Origin of the sequence: Akkermansia sp. GGCC_0220 (assembly GCF_017566105.1) — a bacterium.
GTDB classification, from domain to species: Bacteria; Verrucomicrobiota; Verrucomicrobiia; order Verrucomicrobiales; family Akkermansiaceae; genus Akkermansia; species Akkermansia massiliensis.
In genome coordinates, this window is sequence record NZ_JABFCI010000026.1 from 1 (window position 1) to 19105 (window position 19105).

14 protein-coding genes and 2 tRNA genes are annotated in these 19105 nt (G+C 51.6%); 12 read left to right on the forward strand and 4 right to left on the reverse strand.

Annotation, left to right across the window (positions count from 1 at the left end):
- The first annotated feature begins 100 nt into the window (after nucleotides 1-100).
- The 7 genes from HJW02_RS12455 (at nucleotide 101) to HJW02_RS12485 (ending at nucleotide 11110) form a co-directional block, all read left to right on the forward strand.
- A complete protein-coding gene (locus tag HJW02_RS12455) occupies nucleotides 101-280 on the forward strand; it encodes a hypothetical protein (RefSeq protein ID WP_180971127.1) in 180 nt (59 codons plus the stop codon).
- A 75-nt stretch (nucleotides 281-355) separates the two neighbouring features.
- Nucleotides 356-637, forward strand: a complete 282-nt coding sequence (locus HJW02_RS14075; protein WP_180971128.1) for a twin-arginine translocase TatA/TatE family subunit — start codon at nucleotides 356-358, stop codon at nucleotides 635-637.
- 467 nt (nucleotides 638-1104) lie between these two features.
- Nucleotides 1105-6975: an RHS repeat-associated core domain-containing protein gene (locus HJW02_RS12465; protein WP_180971840.1), complete on the forward strand. Its 5871-nt coding sequence runs from the start codon at nucleotides 1105-1107 to the stop codon at nucleotides 6973-6975.
- A gap of 885 nt (nucleotides 6976-7860) precedes the next feature.
- Nucleotides 7861-8160: a hypothetical protein gene (locus tag HJW02_RS12470; protein ID WP_146019672.1), complete on the forward strand. Its 300-nt coding sequence runs from the start codon at nucleotides 7861-7863 to the stop codon at nucleotides 8158-8160.
- Nucleotides 8161-8408: 248 nt separating this feature from the next.
- Nucleotides 8409-9815, forward strand: coding sequence for an MBL fold metallo-hydrolase (locus HJW02_RS12475; protein ID WP_102722710.1), 1407 nt, complete (start codon nucleotides 8409-8411; stop codon nucleotides 9813-9815).
- A gap of 153 nt (nucleotides 9816-9968) precedes the next feature.
- A complete protein-coding gene (locus HJW02_RS12480) occupies nucleotides 9969-10328 on the forward strand; it encodes an arsenate reductase family protein (protein ID WP_102722709.1) in 360 nt (119 codons plus the stop codon).
- An 8-nt stretch (nucleotides 10329-10336) separates the two neighbouring features.
- Entirely contained in the window at nucleotides 10337-11110 is a 774-nt protein-coding gene (locus HJW02_RS12485) for an ion transporter (protein WP_102722708.1), read from the forward strand.
- Nucleotides 11111-11236: 126 nt separating this feature from the next.
- Here HJW02_RS12485 and glgP read toward each other — a convergent pair whose 3' ends face one another.
- Nucleotides 11237-12901 carry an alpha-glucan family phosphorylase gene (glgP, locus tag HJW02_RS12490; RefSeq protein WP_208050647.1) on the reverse strand — a complete coding sequence of 555 codons (1665 nt, stop codon included), beginning with the start codon at nucleotides 12899-12901 and terminating at the stop codon, nucleotides 11237-11239.
- 262 nt (nucleotides 12902-13163) lie between these two features.
- Here glgP and tdh point away from each other — a divergent pair, with 262 nt between their 5' ends.
- Complete coding sequence (gene tdh / locus HJW02_RS12495) at nucleotides 13164-14201, forward strand: L-threonine 3-dehydrogenase (RefSeq protein ID WP_102722707.1); 1038 nt, start codon at nucleotides 13164-13166, stop codon at nucleotides 14199-14201.
- A 108-nt stretch (nucleotides 14202-14309) separates the two neighbouring features.
- Here the strand turns inward: tdh and def are convergent, their stop codons facing one another.
- On the reverse strand, nucleotides 14310-14954 hold the full coding sequence (gene def, locus HJW02_RS12500; RefSeq protein ID WP_102722706.1) for a peptide deformylase: 645 nt from the start codon (nucleotides 14952-14954) through the stop codon (nucleotides 14310-14312).
- 215 nt (nucleotides 14955-15169) lie between these two features.
- Here def and HJW02_RS12505 point away from each other — a divergent pair, with 215 nt between their 5' ends.
- Both HJW02_RS12505 and HJW02_RS12510 read left to right on the forward strand, forming a co-directional pair.
- Nucleotides 15170-16420 (forward strand): hypothetical protein, encoded by a 1251-nt coding sequence (locus HJW02_RS12505; RefSeq protein WP_102722705.1) that lies wholly within the window; start codon nucleotides 15170-15172, stop codon nucleotides 16418-16420.
- A gap of 58 nt (nucleotides 16421-16478) precedes the next feature.
- A complete protein-coding gene (locus tag HJW02_RS12510; protein ID WP_180971125.1) occupies nucleotides 16479-17264 on the forward strand; it encodes an SDR family oxidoreductase in 786 nt (261 codons plus the stop codon).
- A gap of 144 nt (nucleotides 17265-17408) precedes the next feature.
- On the opposite strand, the gene HJW02_RS12515 is transcribed toward HJW02_RS12510, so the two are convergent.
- Both HJW02_RS12515 and HJW02_RS12520 read right to left on the reverse strand, forming a co-directional pair.
- Nucleotides 17409-18017 carry a hypothetical protein gene (locus tag HJW02_RS12515; RefSeq protein WP_022396084.1) on the reverse strand — a complete coding sequence of 203 codons (609 nt, stop codon included), beginning with the start codon at nucleotides 18015-18017 and terminating at the stop codon, nucleotides 17409-17411.
- A 113-nt stretch (nucleotides 18018-18130) separates the two neighbouring features.
- Nucleotides 18131-18628 (reverse strand): hypothetical protein, encoded by a 498-nt coding sequence (locus HJW02_RS12520; protein WP_022396083.1) that lies wholly within the window; start codon nucleotides 18626-18628, stop codon nucleotides 18131-18133.
- Between the two features lie 194 nt (nucleotides 18629-18822).
- Here HJW02_RS12520 and HJW02_RS12525 point away from each other — a divergent pair.
- Together HJW02_RS12525 and HJW02_RS12530 are read left to right on the forward strand one after the other, a co-directional pair.
- Nucleotides 18823-18897 (forward strand) — tRNA-Thr (locus HJW02_RS12525).
- A 42-nt stretch (nucleotides 18898-18939) separates the two neighbouring features.
- Nucleotides 18940-19015 (forward strand) — tRNA-Lys (locus HJW02_RS12530).
- Nucleotides 19016-19105: the final 90 nt, after the last annotated feature.

Consider the following 19105-nt stretch of genomic DNA (forward strand, 5'->3'; position numbering starts at 1 on the left):
CGGAGCAGCAAAAACAGGAACAGGAATCCTCTGATGACGCATGAAGCGTATTATGAGGTATCCGGCATGAAAAAATCTGTTAAAAACACCGTAGCACTCCATGATGAATACGTTAGCTATTTTTGGACTGGGAACGCCGGAGATTATCGCCATTCTGGTGATTGTCTTCCCTGCGCTTTTCCTGGTGATCTTCCTGGTCGTTTGGCGTTTCCACCGTTTTGCCGTCAGAAGGCTTGCGGAGCAGCAAAAACAGGAACAGGAATCCTCTGATGACGCATGAAGCGTATTATGGAGTATCCGTCATGAAAAAAATCTGTTAAAAACACCGTAGCACTCCATGATGAACACGTTAGCTATTTTTGGTCTGGGAACGCCGGAGATTATCGCCATTCTGGTGATCGTTTTCCTGCTGTTCGGCGCTAAGAAACTCCCGGAATTCGCCCGCGGCCTGGGCAAGAGCCTGGGAGAGTTCAAGAAGGCCAAGTCCGAGTTTGAAGAAGAGCTGTTGAAGACGGAGAAGGAAACCATGAGCGATGTTCCCGCCTCCAAGCCGGAATCCCGCCCCTCTCCCGAGCTTTCCCAGCCCATTGACGTGGAAGCGGAGAAGCCGGCGGAAACCAAAAAGGAGAGTAAGTAGGTTTTCATCTGATAAAAAACTTGAGCAGGCGGGGATTTCCCCGCCTTTTTTGTTAACTTTTTCCTGTTACCTTCAATTGGTAGCAGACAGCCTTCTTTTCCGATATTCCGTGGTTGATTCCATGGAATATTCTTTGTCGTAGATTCCACTTGATCAAATTCTTGATGAATCATACGCGGGATTTATTTATTTTACTGATAGGCGAAAGAGAAGGGGGATGGATTTTTCTGCTGGAACGTGAACCATGGAGCGGAATAAGAAAAGAATTCCTCTTATAAAATGAGATTGCGAAAATAACGCAATGCGAATTTTATTCTCCTGCCATTGCAGGCATGAATTACCCGGCTACTCTTTCCGTTGATTCTTGAAAAAGAAGTATGCTACAGAGAATACTTATTGAGAATACGCATACTATCGTGATGCAAGTCTCAATATTTTGTTTATCAATATCTAACAAAACAACATCGATGAACGAACAAACATTCGATAACAGCAGGGATAATGGAAATTCCATATCCCGATCCGATTCCTCCAACATGATTCTTGCTGAGGAATATCCTGGTTTTAAATATTACATTCCCGCTACCCGTACGCGCACTGGTGAACCTCAAAATATTCATGAATCCATTAAAGAGGGCCCTCCTTCTGAAGGTTTCCACAAGGATTTTTACTGGATAGTTAAAGTTGGTGATCCATCAGGGGAGACCAGGGAACCCGTTCAAGTTACAGCAGACTTGAGCGTCGACGATTTAGGCGAATTTTCCATGGGTCCTTTGAAAATCAGCTTGCCTGAGCAGGGGCCGAATGGGGGGAGCTCCGGACAGAGTGATTCTGCTTCCGGGAAACTTCTTCCCGGGTTTTATTGCGCTACGTTAAGTTATGATAATATTGACTATAAAAAGAACGCTAACAAAGCCTTCCTGGAATTTAGCCTGAATGCCAGTCCGGGCAAAGCTGTTCCGGAAGACAATGAAGACAATGCCGGAGATTGTGAGCGGGATGACTGCGATTGCCAGAAAGGGTCTCAGAACGAAAATACGACGCAGCCGGGCGGAGAGGAAGGGGCCCCTGCTTCTCGGAAAATCCGCTCGGCAGAATGGGCCAGTTCTTCCGGCGGTAAAAATATCACAGCTACCATTAGCAAGAACAACATGCTTTGGCAGGCGAATTTCGGTACCTTCCGAGGCATGGGAGGCGTACCGGGAGGCATGCTTGAAATTACGGCCAAAAATTTTTCAGAAACGGCTTGGTCAATCCACTCTCTTGCCTACAATCATCCGATGGCAAGTCGTCTGGAGAAACCATCCGGCTCCAGCTATATCGGCCAGCCCAACACCATGGTGAAAGTTGTCTCCGGAACAAGCAAACATCATTACCTCATCGGAGGAGACGGCAATTCCATCTTCGGCGCCGGAGTTTCTACCGGTACAACCACCTCCGCCCGGTTCCAATACGGAAGTTCGGGAGAACCCCCCCACATAGAATTTAAAACACATACCAAAAGTTCCACTATTTATTCAACTGTTTCAGGAATGCCTTCCAGTTATAACAGTTGGTCCGGTAAACAGATTTCTTCTTCCGAATTTGCCCGTTACCTTGATATTGTAAAAGCTGAAGACGGGAGTCTGCGTCAGATATGGAACTTGTGGGATGGGGTGGCAAATATCGAAAATATTAGTGAAAATGGTTACTCCATCGCCCTATATCTTCCAAACCAGGTAGGAGCTAAAGACAATTCCACCGGTTTGTATCAGCTCACAGGGGAACCTTTCAAATCCTTTAATATTGGCCCCAACGAAGAACGTGACCGCATCATTGTTACAGAGCGGGCGGCTGGTCGTCCCCCTTATGTGGTATCCTGGTGGCAGACTGGTGGTGCCTGGAGCATGTCAAAAGGCACCGGAGAAGACGAGATTGTCACACTGGTAGAGCGAGAAGAGCTTGGAGGCAACCGCTATCGGCTTACTGCAAAAGTCAAGAGAGGAATGGAGGGAGAGGTGGTTTCATGTACTTCAGAAACTTTCTCTAAGACGGATGAAGGAACGCAGAGAAATGACAAAACTATGGCTTACGGCAGTTCCATCTCCCGGAAGACTACCTATTCCTATGACGATGCCGGGCGCGGCAATGTAGTGGATAAGAACGCCTCCACAAAAGACAATATCTGGTCTAGCGGTTATGATACGCACAGCCGCCCCACTGTCTCGTATGAGCCGTGGGCCGGAGGCACTCGCAAGGCTATCTATACGTATTATAAGGATGGGGATTTCTATGATTCGGACATTGACCATCAACGCATCGCCCTTGTTAAAGAAGGAAATGCTACCCAGTACCGGCGTATCAATTACAAATACTCCACAGTCAATCATGTGCGCCGCGTAGAAAAACGGACCACGGCTCTTGGGTCTGATAAAACACAGTTTGAGGCGACAGAAACCTGGCTGGGCACCGCTCCCAATCCCCATGCCCAAGGACGCATTAAATTCCACCGGGATATCAATGGAGTACAGACAGCTTATACCTATGAGCCCAATAACTCTTACGGATCTCTTTACAAAGTTACGAAAGAAACGCAAGTATCGGGGAAAGCTGTTCATGGTCAAAGCACGCGTCAAATTCGTTATGTCTCTGCTCAGGGAAATGACATGCGGATAGAAGATTACGTTCTGCTTTCTAACGGTACTTGGAAGCTGGTTGAAGCCATGGATTACGAATACGACTGTGAAAACCGCTGGATTAAACGCACGCGCGCCAATGGCCGTATTACAGAACGTGAAATGATGTGCTGCGGTCCTCTGTGGGAACGGGATGAAGACGGTATTCTCACTACCTATTCCTACAATACGGCCCGGCAGCTTGTAGAAGTTATCCGCTCCGCAACAGAAACTACTCCGGAAATGATCACCTCCTATACCAGGGATGCGATGGACCGTATTCTTGAAACTCGTGTAGACATCGGTCCAATGACAACCATCACCAGGACGAGCTATGATTTGCTGGGACGTCGTGTTTCCTACACGGATAAACTGGGGCGCGTAACAACCTACTCTTATAGTGAAGACGGATTGACCACAACTGAAACAACTCCCACAGGAGCTACTCTTATCACACGGAAGCACGCGGACGGCACTCTCCTGGAGCAATCAGGAACAGGACAGCGACACTTGATTTATATGGTGGAGGCTCTCAAGAACGGAGTCCGCACCACCATTTCAACCCCTTCCCCGGAAGGAAAGGCCGACATCGTACTTTCCCGAGAGACCGTGGACGGTTTCGGACAGACGGTGAAGAAAGAACTTCCCAATACGGAAGAGGGATGGATTGTTACCGACTATGCCTACAATGAAAAGGGGCAAAAAACACAGGAGCAGACGGTTGGTTTGGCCCCCATTCTTTATGACTATGATACGATGGGAAACCTCATCAGAGAAACTGTCAAGCTGGATGATTCCCCTACAAAACTCAACTCCCGCATTACGGAATGGGCTGTCTCTTTTGAGGATGGATCAGATGGAGTCTATCTGAAAGAGACCTCTACCATTTATACGCCGGAAGGGTCCCCTGTCAGGACTTCGGAAAGCAGTCTCATCTCATCAATTCATGCCTCCCTGGCCGGAAAAACCGTGATTAGGGACACACGGGGTAATGAAGGCATTACATGGACGGAATATTCAACATCCGCCAAACGAATTATCAAACGGCAAACTCCAGCTTCCAATACCGTGGCGGCAGATGTCTTGATAGATGACTTCCTGATTTCAGGAATGGATCTGGCAGGCGTCATGACCACCCATGCTCGCATTTATACGGAACATGGTTTAACACTGATTGATACGGATGCCCGCGGCAATACTACCATTGTGGAGCAGGATGTCTCCGGGCGTTCCGTCAAGGTAACGAACTCCATGGGTGGTGTTACCACGACATCCTATGATCCAGCCACAGGAAAACCCTCCCTTGTGATGGATGCCTTGGGAAACACGGTCTGCTTCTCCTATGACTGCCGAGGACGTAAAATTGCTGAATACGGTACAGGTGTCCAGCCAGCCCTTTATGCCTATGATGACGCGGACAACGTGGTTTCCCTGACCACTTTCCGGGCTGGGGAAGAGGCCATTGTTTCCGATCCCACGGAACGTACGGATGGCGATACGACTACTTGGCGCTATGACGCGTCCACCGGTTTGCTTCTCAGTAAGACCTATGCTGATGGAACTTCCGCCAACTATGAGTATGACTCCATGAACCGGCTGGAGAGGATCATTAATCCCCGTTCCCTCGCAGCAATAAGGACTTATGCTCCGCTCACCGGGGAACTTCTCTCTGTCATCTGTGACGATTCCTCTACCACGCAAACGCCTGCGGTCACTTATTCTTACAACTACCTCGGCATGCCTGTTTCGATTTCGGACGGCACCGGGACACGGGAATTTATATACAACCAGTACAATGAACTGGAGGCGGAAAAGATGCAAGGACTTGTCTCCAGTGTCCTTTCTAATACTCGCGATCCTCTGGGGCGTATAACAGGCTACAGCCTTCTTTGCGGGGAGGAAACCGTACAGGCCGTTTCCTATGGATATGATACCAAGGGAAGGCTGGGTAATGTCTCCATGGATGGTCTGGAAGCTCCCTTTAATTACGGTTACAATGTTAACCATGGGCTATTGGAGACGCTTTCCTACCCTAATACCCTCAAAAGATGGTATACGCGGGAAGAAAAGAGGAATTTGCTCGTCAAAGTAGATTATCTCCGTCCTGGAGGGCAGAATTATCCCGCAAAGGTTGATTATACCTATGATATCCTGGGACGTCCCATGACAAAAATGGATTACTTCAACACTCCTAATCCCGATTTGATACATAATTATACGTATAATGGACGGGGAGAGCTTGTTGCCGACGCGATGAGTCGGGGTGGAACATACAGCTATGTTTATGACAACATGGGCAACCGGATAACTGGCCGGGAAGGAACCGCAGATTCTTCTGTGTATGCCAGCAACGAACTTAATCAGTATGTATCTATTATTGAAGGAACGCAAACTCCTTTCCTGCCGGAATATGATTTGGAAGGTAACCAGACAAAGGTGAAAACGGTTACCGGGGAATGGAGCGTTACTTACAACGTGTTCAACCAAGCCATTGAATTTGTACAGGGTGAGACGCGCATTGAATGTTTATACGACTACCTGCACCGGCGGGTGGAAAAATCCGTATACAACGGAGAAAATCTCGTTTCTCGGAAACGTTTCATTTACAAGGACTATCTGCAAATCGCAGAACTGGATGCCGTACACGCGGATGAAACGGTTTTACCCATTTTGAAGAAAACCTACCTGTGGGATCCTGTAGAGACCACAGCTACGCGTATTCTCGCCATGCGGAACTATGATGAAACAGGCGGTAATCCGGAAAACCTGTACTTCACGCACGACCGGATGAAGAATGCGATTGCTCTCTTCGGTTCCAAGGCCGGGCGCCGTGCCTTGTATGAATACGCTCCCTACGGAGCCGTTATCAAAGCTGAAGGCGACATGGCCCTGGTCAATCCCTTCCGTTTCTCGTCGGAATATCATGACGATGAACTGGGGATGGTTTATTACAACTACCGCTATCTCAACCCTCTGGATGGTCGTTGGATTAACCGGGATTTTATCAATGAACAGGGTGGAAATAATTTATATTCATTTCTATACAATAATCCAATATGGCACACAGATATTGTTGGACTTTATTCCAATGAAGTATTAGATTATTTCAAAAAGAATTGTAGATGTTTACTTCAGCAGGCACACGAATATGGAGTTCCTCCGGAAGCTGTAGCTATGGCTTTAGCTGATGAATATTCAACGAGACCTGAGAAGTATTGGGGAATTGCTGATGCAGTTCAAGATACATTTGCCTCTCTCGGGGAAGGCGGGGGAGAAACAATCCTCGGTGGAACAGATATAGGAATAGGTAATATTAATGTTGATACGGCTATTAGTGTTTTAACGGAAGAAATGAAAAATGGAGGATTTGAATTTCAGAGTAGACAACAAATGAAAGCGTATTTACTAACACCACAAGGAACTATGCATGTCGCATCGGCATATATGGCGAAAGTGATTGAAAATATATATCCATATATTCCCAAATCCATGAATGATGCAGATCGGTATCAGAATTATGTAGCCGGTTGGAGAGAAGGATATGAAAAAAGATCAGAAAAATTAAAAAATAATAAAGAAAAAATAGGGGATAAATATATACCTGACCATGGGCAGCCCCCTGAGAAAGTTAAAAATAATTTTAATGAATTACATGAAATTATTAAAAATTGTCAAATCCGATAATTGTAAAAGAAAAATTGAGGAGTTATCCCATTTCAGGTTATTATTGTTTACAATTTCATTTTCATTTTTGATTCCATTTGGATTTGTTTTTATTTATTATTTGAGTACATTATATATTAATTTTCATAGTTCTGATTTTTTTAAAACTGTCCTAGTTCTTCCCATTATAATTTTTGTTATTTTATATCTGCCGTCGGTAATAGTTTTTTTGGTATTAAATTTGTTAAATAGGATAAAAATCAATAAAAAGATAGAACTGTTTTTTTACTTGATTACAGGTGCTGTATTCGGTGCCATTTTATTTCGAGAAGGTGAATTTATTATAAACGGCATGCATTTATTAATGTATTTTTTATCTGCTTGCTGGGGATTTTTATCATCATATATATTATATAAAATAATAAAATTATGAGAAAATCAAAGATATGCCGCAGAACTGCAAATAACATATTGTTAATATCACAGGTATTAAGTATTTTCTTATGATCCACAAAAATTACATGCGTTATTAATTATATATTACACATTGTCGACAAGATGGATCGTTCCCCCAATATTGGGGGAACGATTTTATTCTTTCTATACGAGAAATGCTTTTCTGCTATTACATTGGAGAAATTATTAATAGTTTTTCATCGACTTGTCCTATTGATAATATATTTTGTATTGAATGTCAGTGCTATCTAGATATTCATCAGAAAAATAATTTCTGACAATGAAATGAATTTCGCCAAGGAGTTGACGATTATTAAGAAAGGTGAGAGTGCAGAAGGAGAATGATCCAGACTATGTCACAAATCCTGGTGTGAATGACGAATATTTAAAAGAAAAAGGCAAACAGATCAAAGATGTTCTTTGCGCTTGTTTAAAAGCATCCCGTTAAAGATGAAGATAAAATCATACTATCCTGTGCTAGCTTCATGGATCATTACATTGCTTTTGTGCGGAACGAGCATGGGAATCCGTTTTTATGGTTTCCCGAAATGGATGGATTTGAGCAACTTGACTGAATTGTCCATGATGTTTTTTGCTTCAATAATGGTTGGAGGACCTATTCTTAGCTTGTTGTGGGGGGTATGCGGGATTATTGAAGATAAAAAGAAGATGGATTTTATTATAGCTCTGGCGTTATCTATTTTATGGTTTCTTCCATTTTTGATTGTCTTTGCTCTTGGACTTTCATGAGGAGCCGATAACATTGTTGACAGGTTGGTTTTCAGAAATGAGAGAACAGCTTTTTTGTTTTTCCTTAGTCTGGGGATATTCTCTGCGTTGTGAGATTTTTTGGAAGCGTGGGCATAAGCATGCAGAATTGTGATGGGAGAAAGTCAATGCAGGGAACTTGAAATTGTGCGCATGGCCGTATGAAATTCATCATCCCGGAAGGTATTGATTTCTTGCGTTAACCGGAGGCTTGTTGTACACATGTATTAATGAAAATTCATTTTTGCGGCGCGGCGGGTACGACCACGGGGTCCCAGCATTTGCTGGAGGTGAACGGGAGCAGGATTCTTCTGGATTGCGGCATGTACCAGGGGCGGCGTGAGGAGGCCTGGCACATCAACAAGGATTTTCCCTATTTTTCTCCGGCGGAGGTGGACGCGGTGGTTCTTTCCCACGCGCACATCGACCATTCCGGCAACCTTCCCAATCTGGTGAAGCAGGGGTTTCAGGGGAATATTTACAGTACGTTTGCGACCCGGGACCTCTGCCAGATCATGCTGGCGGACGCGGCCCGCATCCAGGAGCACGACTGCGCGTTTATTAATAAGATGAACAAGCGCCGGGGCATTCAGCAGCCGGAAGTTTATCCCACTTATTCCGAACAGGACGCGGAGCAGTGCATGCGCCAGTTCGTGAATATCGGGTATGAACGGTCCATCCCCGTCGTTCCGGGCGTGACGCTCACGTTTTATGATGCGGGCCATATTCTGGGGGCCGCGCAGGTGTGCCTGGATATTGAGGACCAGGAAGACGGGCGGAAGAAGCGCTTCCTGTTTTCCGGAGACGTGGGGAGAGGGGATAATGAACTCCTGCGTGATCCCGTGCCCGTTCCGGATGTGGACATCCTTTTGATGGAGAGCACTTACGGAGGCCGCTTCCATGAAGCCCCCTCCCGGGATGACGAGGCCTTTTGCAGGGTGATCAGGGAGGCTCTGGAACTGGGCGGCCGCATTTACATTCCCGCTTTTGCGGTGGAGCGCACCCAGCAGCTTCTTTACCTGTTCAACCGGGCGTACCATGAAGGCAGGCTTCCCCTCCTGAACGTGTATGTGGACAGCCCCATGGCCGTGAGCGCCACGGAGATTTTCCGCATTCACCCGGAATGCTTTAACAAGGAGGTGTATGATTTCCTGTTCCGGGAGAAGGAGCCGTTCTGCTTTGAACAATTGCGGCTTATCCGCTCCGTAGGGGAATCCCAGGATCTGAATAAGATGAGTGAGCAGGCCATCATCATTTCCGCCTCCGGCATGTGTGAAGCAGGGCGCATCCTGCACCATCTGGCGAACAACATCGGCAACCCGAAGAATACGGTCCTTTTTGTGGGCTATTGCGCGGAACATACGCTGGGCCGCAAGATCATGGACGGATGGAAGGAGGTTCCCATCCTGGGCAAGCAGTACACCGTCCGGGCCAGGATACGGGAGATGGATTCCTTTTCCGGACATGCGGACCATGGAGAGCTGCTGGAGTATTTTGACAAGACCGGAGGGCCCAAGAGGAATATCATTCTGGCGCACGGGGAGGAGAAGGCCTCCCTCGCCCTGGCGGAGGCGCTCAGGAAACGGCAGCCCAATCCCGTTTCCATCGCGCAGCTGGGAAGCGCCATGGTGCTTTGACGTTCCGGCGTGCCGGGGCCTTCCTGCCGCGGTTTCTTGCCGGGTACGCCGCTTTCATGGCGGAGGCTCCCGGTGTGCTCCAATCAAGTCATGACGGCAGGATGGCTGTGCTGCCCGCTTGACCCGGTGAGTTTACGGGGCTAGCGTGCAGGTATGTCTTCCTTGTTTATTGAATATCCCAAGTGCACGACTTGCCAGAAAGCTAAAAAGTGGCTTGACGAGCAGGGCGTTTCCTATGAGGACCGCCATATTGTGGAGCAGAATCCCACGGCGGAGGAACTCCGGACCTGGATTGAAGAGAGCGGCCTGCCGTCCAAGAGGTTTTTCAATACCAGCGGCCTGCTGTACAAGAGCATGAATTTGAAAGACAGGCTTCCCGGCATGAGCCTGGATGACCAGGTAGCCCTGCTGGCTACCAACGGCATGCTGGTCAAACGCCCCATTCTGATTACCAACGGGAGGATCTGTGTCGGCTTCAAGGCTGACGAGTGGAAAGCCGCCCTTCATTCCTGATTCCCGCCATGCCCCTGATTACCCGCACCAAGCAAGGCGCAGCCAATTTCGGCCCCTGGGAAAATGTCGTCAGGGTGCTGATCCTGGTATGGTTCATGCTGTACACGCTGAATGCCATTCCGGACGTTCACCCGCTGGTAGGCCGCATTGCGGCCAAGGTGAATTACTGGATCAGCTATTTCTTCGTGTTTGAGTACATCCTGCGGGTGCTGTGCGCCAAGCCGCGGAAGGCTTATATCTTCAGCGGCATGGGTATTCTGGATTTTATCGTCTGCGTGCCGTTCCTGGGCATGTTTTTCGGAGTGGACTGGCAGATTCTTTATTCCCTGCGCATTGTCCGCGTGCTGGCCATTTTCAAGCTGGCCCGGTTTAATGAAACTGCGGCCAGTTTTAAAAAGGCCTTTTACCTGATCCGGGATGAGTTTTTCCTGTTTTTCTCCGTGATCCTGTTCATGCTTTACGTCACGTCTCTGGGTATTTACATTGCGGAGCATGAGGCCCAGCCGGAGAAGTTCCGGTCCTTTTTTGACGCCCTCTGGTTCGCCGTGGAAACCCTGAGCACGGTGGGTTACGGGGACCTGGTGCCCATTACGCCCATGGGGCGCATTTTTACCGGAGTGATCATGTTCATTGCCGTATCCATCATTGCCATTTCCACGGGGCTCATCACGTCCGCCTTTTCCCGCGTATGGCAGCAGGAGAATGTTTTTGCGCACCGCCGCAAGCGGCCCGCGGACAAGGCCGCGGCTGACGCCGGCGGCGAAGAAGGGGAGGCCAAATAGCCCCCCGGTCTTTTTTGAGGACTGCTCAACTCCGGTCCATGGATTTTTGAAACAGGCTTGAAAAGGAACGGCCGCCTTTCCACGGGGAAGGGCGGCCGTTGCGTAAAAGCGGGAAAAGAGTTTTCCTTAGCTGTTGTACATTTCCGTGTAGTACTGGTCCGCCATGCGGTCGGAGTCGAATTCGGGGTAGATGTCCGTCATCGCATTGAAGACGATGTCCATCCACTTGTCGTTGTGATCGTAGTAGAGCGGCAGGATATTGTCGTCCAGGATGTTGTAGAAGTTGTCGCGGTCGGAGCGGTCGCGGGCTTCCGGGGAGAGGTGCGGAGCCGCTTCCGGGATGACGAAGCAGTTTTCCCCATCCTTGGCGAATTCACAGATCCAGCCGTCATTGGTGGAGACGGAGATGGAGCCGTTCATGGCGGCGGACATGCCGGAGGTGCCGGAGGCTTCCCGGGTGACTACGGGGTTGTTCAGCCACACGTCGGAACCGTTTTTCAGGTAGCGGCTCAGGCCCAGTTCATAGCCGGTGAGTACGGCGGAACGGGGGTATTTGGCCGTCATGTCATTCAGGCGGTTGAAGATTTCAATGGCGCCGTGGTCCATCGGGTAGGGCTTGCCAGCCCAGATGAATTGCACCGGATAATTGGTGCGCTGGAGCATGCGTTCAAACATGGTGGGATTGCCGGTGACCAGGTCCGGACGCTTGTAGGCCGCAAAGCGGCGCGCCCAGACGATGGTGAGGCAGTTCGGGTCAAAAACGCGCCCCGTCTGCTCGCCCACCATGTGGAAGAGGGCTTTTTTCAGGGCGCGCTTGCGGCGGATGAAGGCCTCCTTGTTGCGGGCCTGGAAGGCTTCCGCCAGTTCCGGGTCCTGCCAGTATTTCTGGTTCTGGGCGTTCGTGATGTGGATGATGGGGCACACGCCTTCATAGTCCTTCCACATCTGGCGGGAAACTTCGCCGTGGAGCTTGGAGACGCCGTTGGCGATGTGGGAGAGGCGCAGGGCGGCCAGCGTGTAGTTGAACGTGTTGTCCGTCAGGCCTACGGCGGCGCGCACCTGTTCCATGGAAAGCCCGTCGAAGAAGGAGAACGTGTTCATGGTGTTCACATCCATCTTTTCATTGCCGGCTTCCTCCGGAGTGTGGGTGGTGAAGACGAAGCGCTTGCGCACTTCCTCCACGCTGCCGGTCTTGGCAAGCACGTGGAAGGCGGCGGCCAGGCCGTGGGCTTCGTTCAGGTGGTAGATTTCCGGTTCAATGCCCAGCTCGTCAAAGAGGCGGGCGCCGCCCTTGCCGAGCAGCACGTACTGGGCGATGCGGGTGAAGCCGTTGGCGTCGTACAGGCGGCGGGAAATGTTGCGGCTTTCCTCGTCGTTTTCCTCCAGGTCCGTGGAAAGGAAGAACATGGGGGCGGTGCCGAAGGTTTCAGGATTCAGGAAGTAGGCCTTCACCCAGACGGGCGCGCCGCAGACGTGAATGAGGAATTTGATGTTGTGGTCTTCCAGGAACGGGTAGTTCTTGCGCATGTATTGCGTGGCCATGGAACCGTCTTCCGCCCGGATCTGGTTGTAGTAGCCGTAGCTCCACAGGATGCCGACGCCTACGAGGTTCTGCCGCAGGTCGTGCGCGCTGCGCATGTGGGAGCCGGACAGGTAGCCCAGGCCGCCGGAGTAGATTTTGAATGAATTGTCAATGGCGTATTCCATGGAGAAGTACGCTACGCTTTTTCCGTATTTGGGGTCGATTTCATACGGATGTTCGAAAATGGTGGGTAAAAATGATTTCGCCATGGTTCTGTAAGTAGAGTAAAGCGTTCAACAGGTGAACCGTATGCCTTGGTATCATGATTCGTCCATATTGGAAAGGGCAAATTGTGTGTGTGTCTGAATTGTTGATTGAACAGGAATGCCTTTCCGGAGTTTGCTTTCCGGGGTTTTACCGGGCCGGGGAGAAGGGGATGCGGCGGTGCCCCAGACCTCCGTTCCGGAAGCGGTTTTCCGGTGCGCCGGAAACGAATTTTGGGCTTGCCGCCGCAGGGGAAAAAGAGCATGAATGGGGGGCATGAAAGCTCTTGTAAAAACGCAGGCAGGCCCCGGTTTGGAACTGATGGATGTCCCCATGCCGGAAGTCGGCCCGAACGATGTCCTGATTAAAATTCATAAAACAGCCATTTGCGGCACGGACCTTCATATCTGGAACTGGGACAAGTGGGCCCAGCAGACCATTCCCGTGGGGATGCACGTGGGTCATGAGTTCTGCGGCGTGATTGAATCCGTGGGTTCCTCCGTAACGGAATACAAGCCCGGGGAAATCGTTTCCGGGGAAGGCCACATCGTCTGCGGCCACTGCCGCAGCTGCCGTTCCGGTCAGAAGCACCTTTGCCCGAACACGAAGGGCGTGGGCGTGAACAGGCCCGGCTGCTTTGCGGAGTATCTTTCCATTCCCCAGGACAACGTGGTGCGCATCCACAAGAGCATTCCGATGGAAATCGCCTCCATCTTCGACCCTCTGGGCAACGCCGTCCATACGGCCTTGTCCTGGGACATGGTGGGGGAAGACGTCCTGATTACGGGCGCGGGAGTCATCGGCTGCATGGCCGCCGCCGTCTGCAAGAAGGCCGGAGCCAAGACGGTGGTTATCACGGACATCAATGATTTCCGCCTGAGCCTGGCCAAGACGCTGGGCGCGGACCGTACCGTGAACGTGACCCGTGAAAAACTGGAGGACGTAATGAAGGAGCTGGAAATGACGGAAGGGTTTGACGTGTGCCTGGAAATGAGCGGCGCCCCGTCCTGCCTGAAAGACATCATCGACAATTCCCGGAACGGAGCCAACATTTCCCTGCTGGGCATCCAGCCGGACGGCTCCAGCATCGAATGGAACAAGTTTATCTGGAAGGGGCTGAAGATGAAGGGCATTTACGGGCGTGAAATTTTTGAAACCTGGCACAAGATGGATTCCATGATCCGCAGCGGCCTGAATATAGCGCCCATCATTACGCACCGCCTGCCCTACACGGAATTCCGGGAAGGCTTTGAGGCCATGAATTCCGGCAAGTCCGGCAAGGTGGTTCTGGACTGGATTGTCTGATTTATCCGCTTTTTTACCGTATAACGAATGCCCCGGCTTCCAGATGGAACGCCGGGGCATTTTTTAAGAAGGCACAGGATAGGCGGGAGCGGATTTGCTCCCGGAGCGTCAAGCGGTTTTTCTGGGCGTGGGTGGCGTTTGGGCATCCCGGGCCCGGGCGCGGCGTTCCTCCTTCATGCGGCGGGCGTAGCTGTCGTCGTCTTCCTCAAAGGCGTCCGGATGGGTCAGCCGGAGCCTCCGCACCACCTTGTCATGGTCCTCCGGGGAAACCAGGTCCGTGAACAGGCCTCCCTGAAGATGGTCCACCTCGTGCTGCAGGCAGCGCGCCAGGAGCCCGTTGCATTTGATGGTCACGGTGCGTCCGTCCACCAGGGTCAGGATGGCCTTCACGCAGGAGCGGCGCAGGACGTCCGCATACACCTTGGTGATGCTCAGGCAGCCTTCCCGGTACGGCACATTCCTGCCGAAGGGGTGCAGGACGGGATTGATGAAATTCAAGGGCATGATTTGCGCCAGCGTGGCCGGGCGTCCGTCCACTTCCAGCCATGTAGTAGTGGCGTCCGTGGGCGGAATATTGATGGTGACCATCTGAATGGCTCTTCCCACCTGCGGAGCGGCCAGGCCTATGCCCCCCTGGGCCAGGGTTTCCTGCATGTCGTCCAGGAAGGAAAGAAGGTCTTTGTTGATATGAACCACGGGGCTGCATTCCTCCCTCAAAAGGGGGTGTCCGTATTGAAGAATGTCAAGAATCACGGCGGATAGGATGGAGTTGGTAATAAGGTGTGACCTCCGGGTTCGGGAGAGTGTTCATGATATTTAAAAGAATATTTCCGCACATCAAGAATGCGGGAATGTTTTTTCCGGATGAAATGAAAAGGCCTTGAACTTTGGGGACGCTTTCTTACGGTAACCATGTTGCCACGATGCGGGCCGGGCTCCAGAGCCTCCCTCATCAACGCCGCTTTCTCATGAAACTCAGTTCCCGTTTTTCCCTGTTCCTGAATTTGCCGCTGTTGGGAGGCGCGTGTTTGCTGGCACTGTGTTCCTGCGGGGACAAGGAGGAAGGGGAAAGGGCTGCGGAGGAAAAGGAGGCTGAAAAGCTTTCCCCGGTGGAATCCTATGAAGAACTGCTTTCCCTGCGCCTGAAGGACGTGGAGCAGATGACGGATCTGGTCGCTTCCATCCAGGACCGGGCTGCGGGAGAGGCCGTGATGGTGGAACTGGGGCGGTTGACGGACAGGCTGAAGCTTTACGACATGAACTGCGGGCGGCTGATGATTCTGAATCCGCGCGTGCATGAAGAGTCCCGGGAGGCTCACCCCTCCTTCCATTCCATTCTCCGGGAGCGCGTGGACAAGGCCCGCGACCGGATGATGCAGGCGATGCTGAAGCTTCATGAACTCAAGTATTACGATTCCGCCGTCATCAGGGATGATCTGGAAAAGTACGGTCTCAGCCTGACGGACGAACGGATGGCCCAGTATTTGAACGACAGGATACTGCCGTTCCTGAAAGCGTATCTGGAGCAGTACGCCACCATGGTGGACATGCTGGAGGGGATTGACAACAAGGTGGCTGCGGAGGCTTATGCCATGTCCGTAGCCCTTCAGGGGCGCATGGTCAGGGAACAGATGGACAATATCACCCGGCTGGAGCAGGAGTACGGAGAATGGCTCCCCGGTTTTGAACGGCACTGCCACGACGGGTTGGAGAAGATGAGGAGAAGGGCGGACGAGAACCGCAAACGCGCTTTCCGGGCGCTCCTGAAGCTGGTGACGGCCAGAATGTATGATTCCCCGTCCATGCAGAAAGCAGTGGTGGGGCTTGAGATGGAACAGCCTAGGCTGGTGGATTTTCAGGAATTCTGGGCTGATCCCATCATGACCATGGAGGAGTTCTGCCTGTGTTTGGAAAGAATCCAGCATCTCCTGCGCGGCATTAAGGATACCGGAACGGCGGACCAGCGCGCCATGGAGTTGGTGGAAGTGGTGGCCAGGCTGAAAAGGCTGCGCTACGTCGTGGATGATTTTCAGAAATCTGGCCGCATGAACCAGGTAAAAACCAGGGATCTGGAACGCATCAGCCGCCGTGCGGAGGAAGCGGAAATGGCCGTTTCCAGTACCATGGCCCATCTTATCGTGGAGACGGACGTTGTGACCCGTTCCCCTCTTCTTTCCCGCGCCATGGGCTTTTACCGCTATGTGATGTACACGCACTGAGGGCTGCATGCCGGAAAGCGCCTATTGACATCCGGCGTCGGAACGGGACAATCTGCCCATGATGGATGTTGATTTTTCCGGAAGTGCCGTGGTCGTGACGGGCGGAGTCGGCGGCATTGGCCGCGCCATTGCGGAGGCTTGCGCCGCAGCAGGCGCACGCGTGGCGGTGCTGGATGTGAAGCATGAGGAAACGGCCTCCCTGCTGGATGAATTGCCGGGAGAAGGCCATCTCTGCGTGACGGGTGATGCGGGGGTGGAAGAGGACGTGCGTTTTTTTGCGGAAAAAGTGTTGGAGCACTTCGGCCGGGTGGATGTCCTGGTAAACAATGCGTGCATCACCCGCCACGGCATTCTTTCCGGCTGCTCTTATGAGGACTTTAATGAAGTTCTGCGCGTGGGCGTTGCTGCCCCCTACCTGCTCAGCCTTTTGTTCCGTGATCATTTTTCCCGCGGGGCTTCCATCGTGAACATCGCCTCCACCCGCGCTTCCATGTCCCAGAAGGATACGGAAAGCTACAGCGCGGCCAAGGGAGCCCTCATCTCCCTGACCCACGCTCTTGCCATGAGCCTCGCGCCCCTCGGCGTCCGGGTGAACAGCATCAGCCCCGGCTGGATTGACACGGGGGCCTTTGGAGCCTTGTCCCCGGAGGACGGCCTCCAGCATCCTTCCGGGCGCGTTGGAACGCCGGAGGATATCGTTCAGGCTGTGTTCTTCCTCTGCCGCTCCGGCTTCGTCAATGCGGAAAACCTGGTCATTGACGGCGGCATGACTCGGATGATGGTGTATCACGGGGATGAAGGCTGGACGTTCCGTCCGGAGCCGCCGGACACGGTCCCCTCATGACGGCAGCCGGCGGCTGCGGCAGGTATCCGGAGTTTCCCGGGTCATGGAATACGTACACGTGCGGGAAAAACATTGCCCGCATGCGGATGAAGCAAGGGCGGGCACGAACGCGGAGGTGCGTTTTGTTTGGAACGGCCTGGTTCGTCATTCCCCGGAGCACAGGTTATACATGCCCAGGCAGGGGGTAACGACAATGCTGACCGGAATAAGAAGGATATTGGCAATCACGGTACCGGGGGCGTCAATCACGCAGCTCTGTGCTCCCGCCAGAATTCTCCGGCCTGTGGAGGGAGCGCTGATGATCTTTACGGCTGCTACGGTGGGAGAAGCGTTTTCTTTCCTGCTCAAGTTCAGGTAGGGAAGGGTAATTTGATGCGCTCCATACAGGGAAAACCGGGGAGGAACGGTGAAATTCTCTTCAAGTACCATGCTCAGGAGGTCTTTGTATTCTATGGGATCGGGAAGGTCTTTCTTGTTAAGCTGCAAAAAGACGGTCTTTCCCGTTCCCGGAATATCCTCCATTTGTGAAATGAAGTCTGACTGGGCCATGGGCGGTCCGATGACCGGAGTTTCCTTGCGCTGGTCGCATTGAACGGCTTTGATGTAAACGAAGCCGTTTTTCACATAGGCGCGGTCATCCAGTTCCCAGTTGCGGTAAACGGTTCCGGCGTTCAGCGTCTGGGCGGCCGTATTGACGGAAATGCAGGCGCACGGCAGCAGGAATGCCGCCGGCAGTAGGAGGAAACGTTTCATGGGGTACTGCCGTGGATAGCAGTATACTGACTGACAGTCAATATAAAATAAGAAGAGCCGCTCCTTTCCGGAGCGGCTCCAATATTCCCTTCACGGGAGCAGAATGATAAAAGTCAGCGAATGGTGACGCGGGGGTCGTTCGCCAGAACCTCGGCCAGTTCGTCCCAGCCGTCTTCCGTCTGGAGCTGGAACATCTGGAGGTAAACGGACGCTACGCCGGCAGGGTATTTTTCAAACAATTCGTCCACGGCCTTGGCGAGTTTTTCCTTGTCCAGCGTTTCCGGCAGTTCGTTCACAATGCCGTTGCCGTCATGGGGGATGTCCAGCGTATTCAGGAAAGTAATCAGCATGTCCTGATGCTTGCGCAGAAGCCAGACCTGGAGCAGGTGGTCCCCGATTTCATTGCTGGGTTTCCACGCTAGCATTTTCTGGATGAAGGAGAATTGCTCCTGAAGGGGCTTGCGCTGGATGAATTCCGGGCGCAGTTTTTTCAGAGCGCCGAGTTCACGCACGGCGGCGCGGTAAATGGCGCGTTCCTGGTTGCGCATCCAGTCCAGAATGTTGCTGATCGTTTCTTCGTCCGCCTGCTGGAAAATGTAATATGCCTTCATGATAAGTAGGGAAAGAAAAGCTCTTTGAGGACATGAACTCCACCATGTTTCCCCCTCCTATGCAAGCTCTTCTACTGTCACCTGCCGTACTTGGCTTCTATTCCGGATTCAAGGCGTAAAAAAACGGTCTTATTGCAAAAAAGACTTGCTAAAAGGGGGCTCTTATGGTTACTTGCTTCCGCGCTTCTCGCGATGCCACTGTAGCTCAGGGGTAGAGCAACGCATTCGTAATGCGTGGGTCGTCGGTTCAATTCCGACCAGTGGCTCCATCTTCAGAGTTGGAGCTTGTCGCGGGGAACTGCCGGATACATGCCTCGTTAGCTCAGTTGGTAGAGCAGCTGACTCTTAATCAGTTTGTCCACGGTTCGAGCCCGTGACGGGGTACCATCCGGTCGTTCCTGCAAGGAACGCCGCCATTCCAGTGCCTCGTTAGCTCAGTTGGTAGAGCAGCTGACTCTTAATCAGTTTGTCCACGGT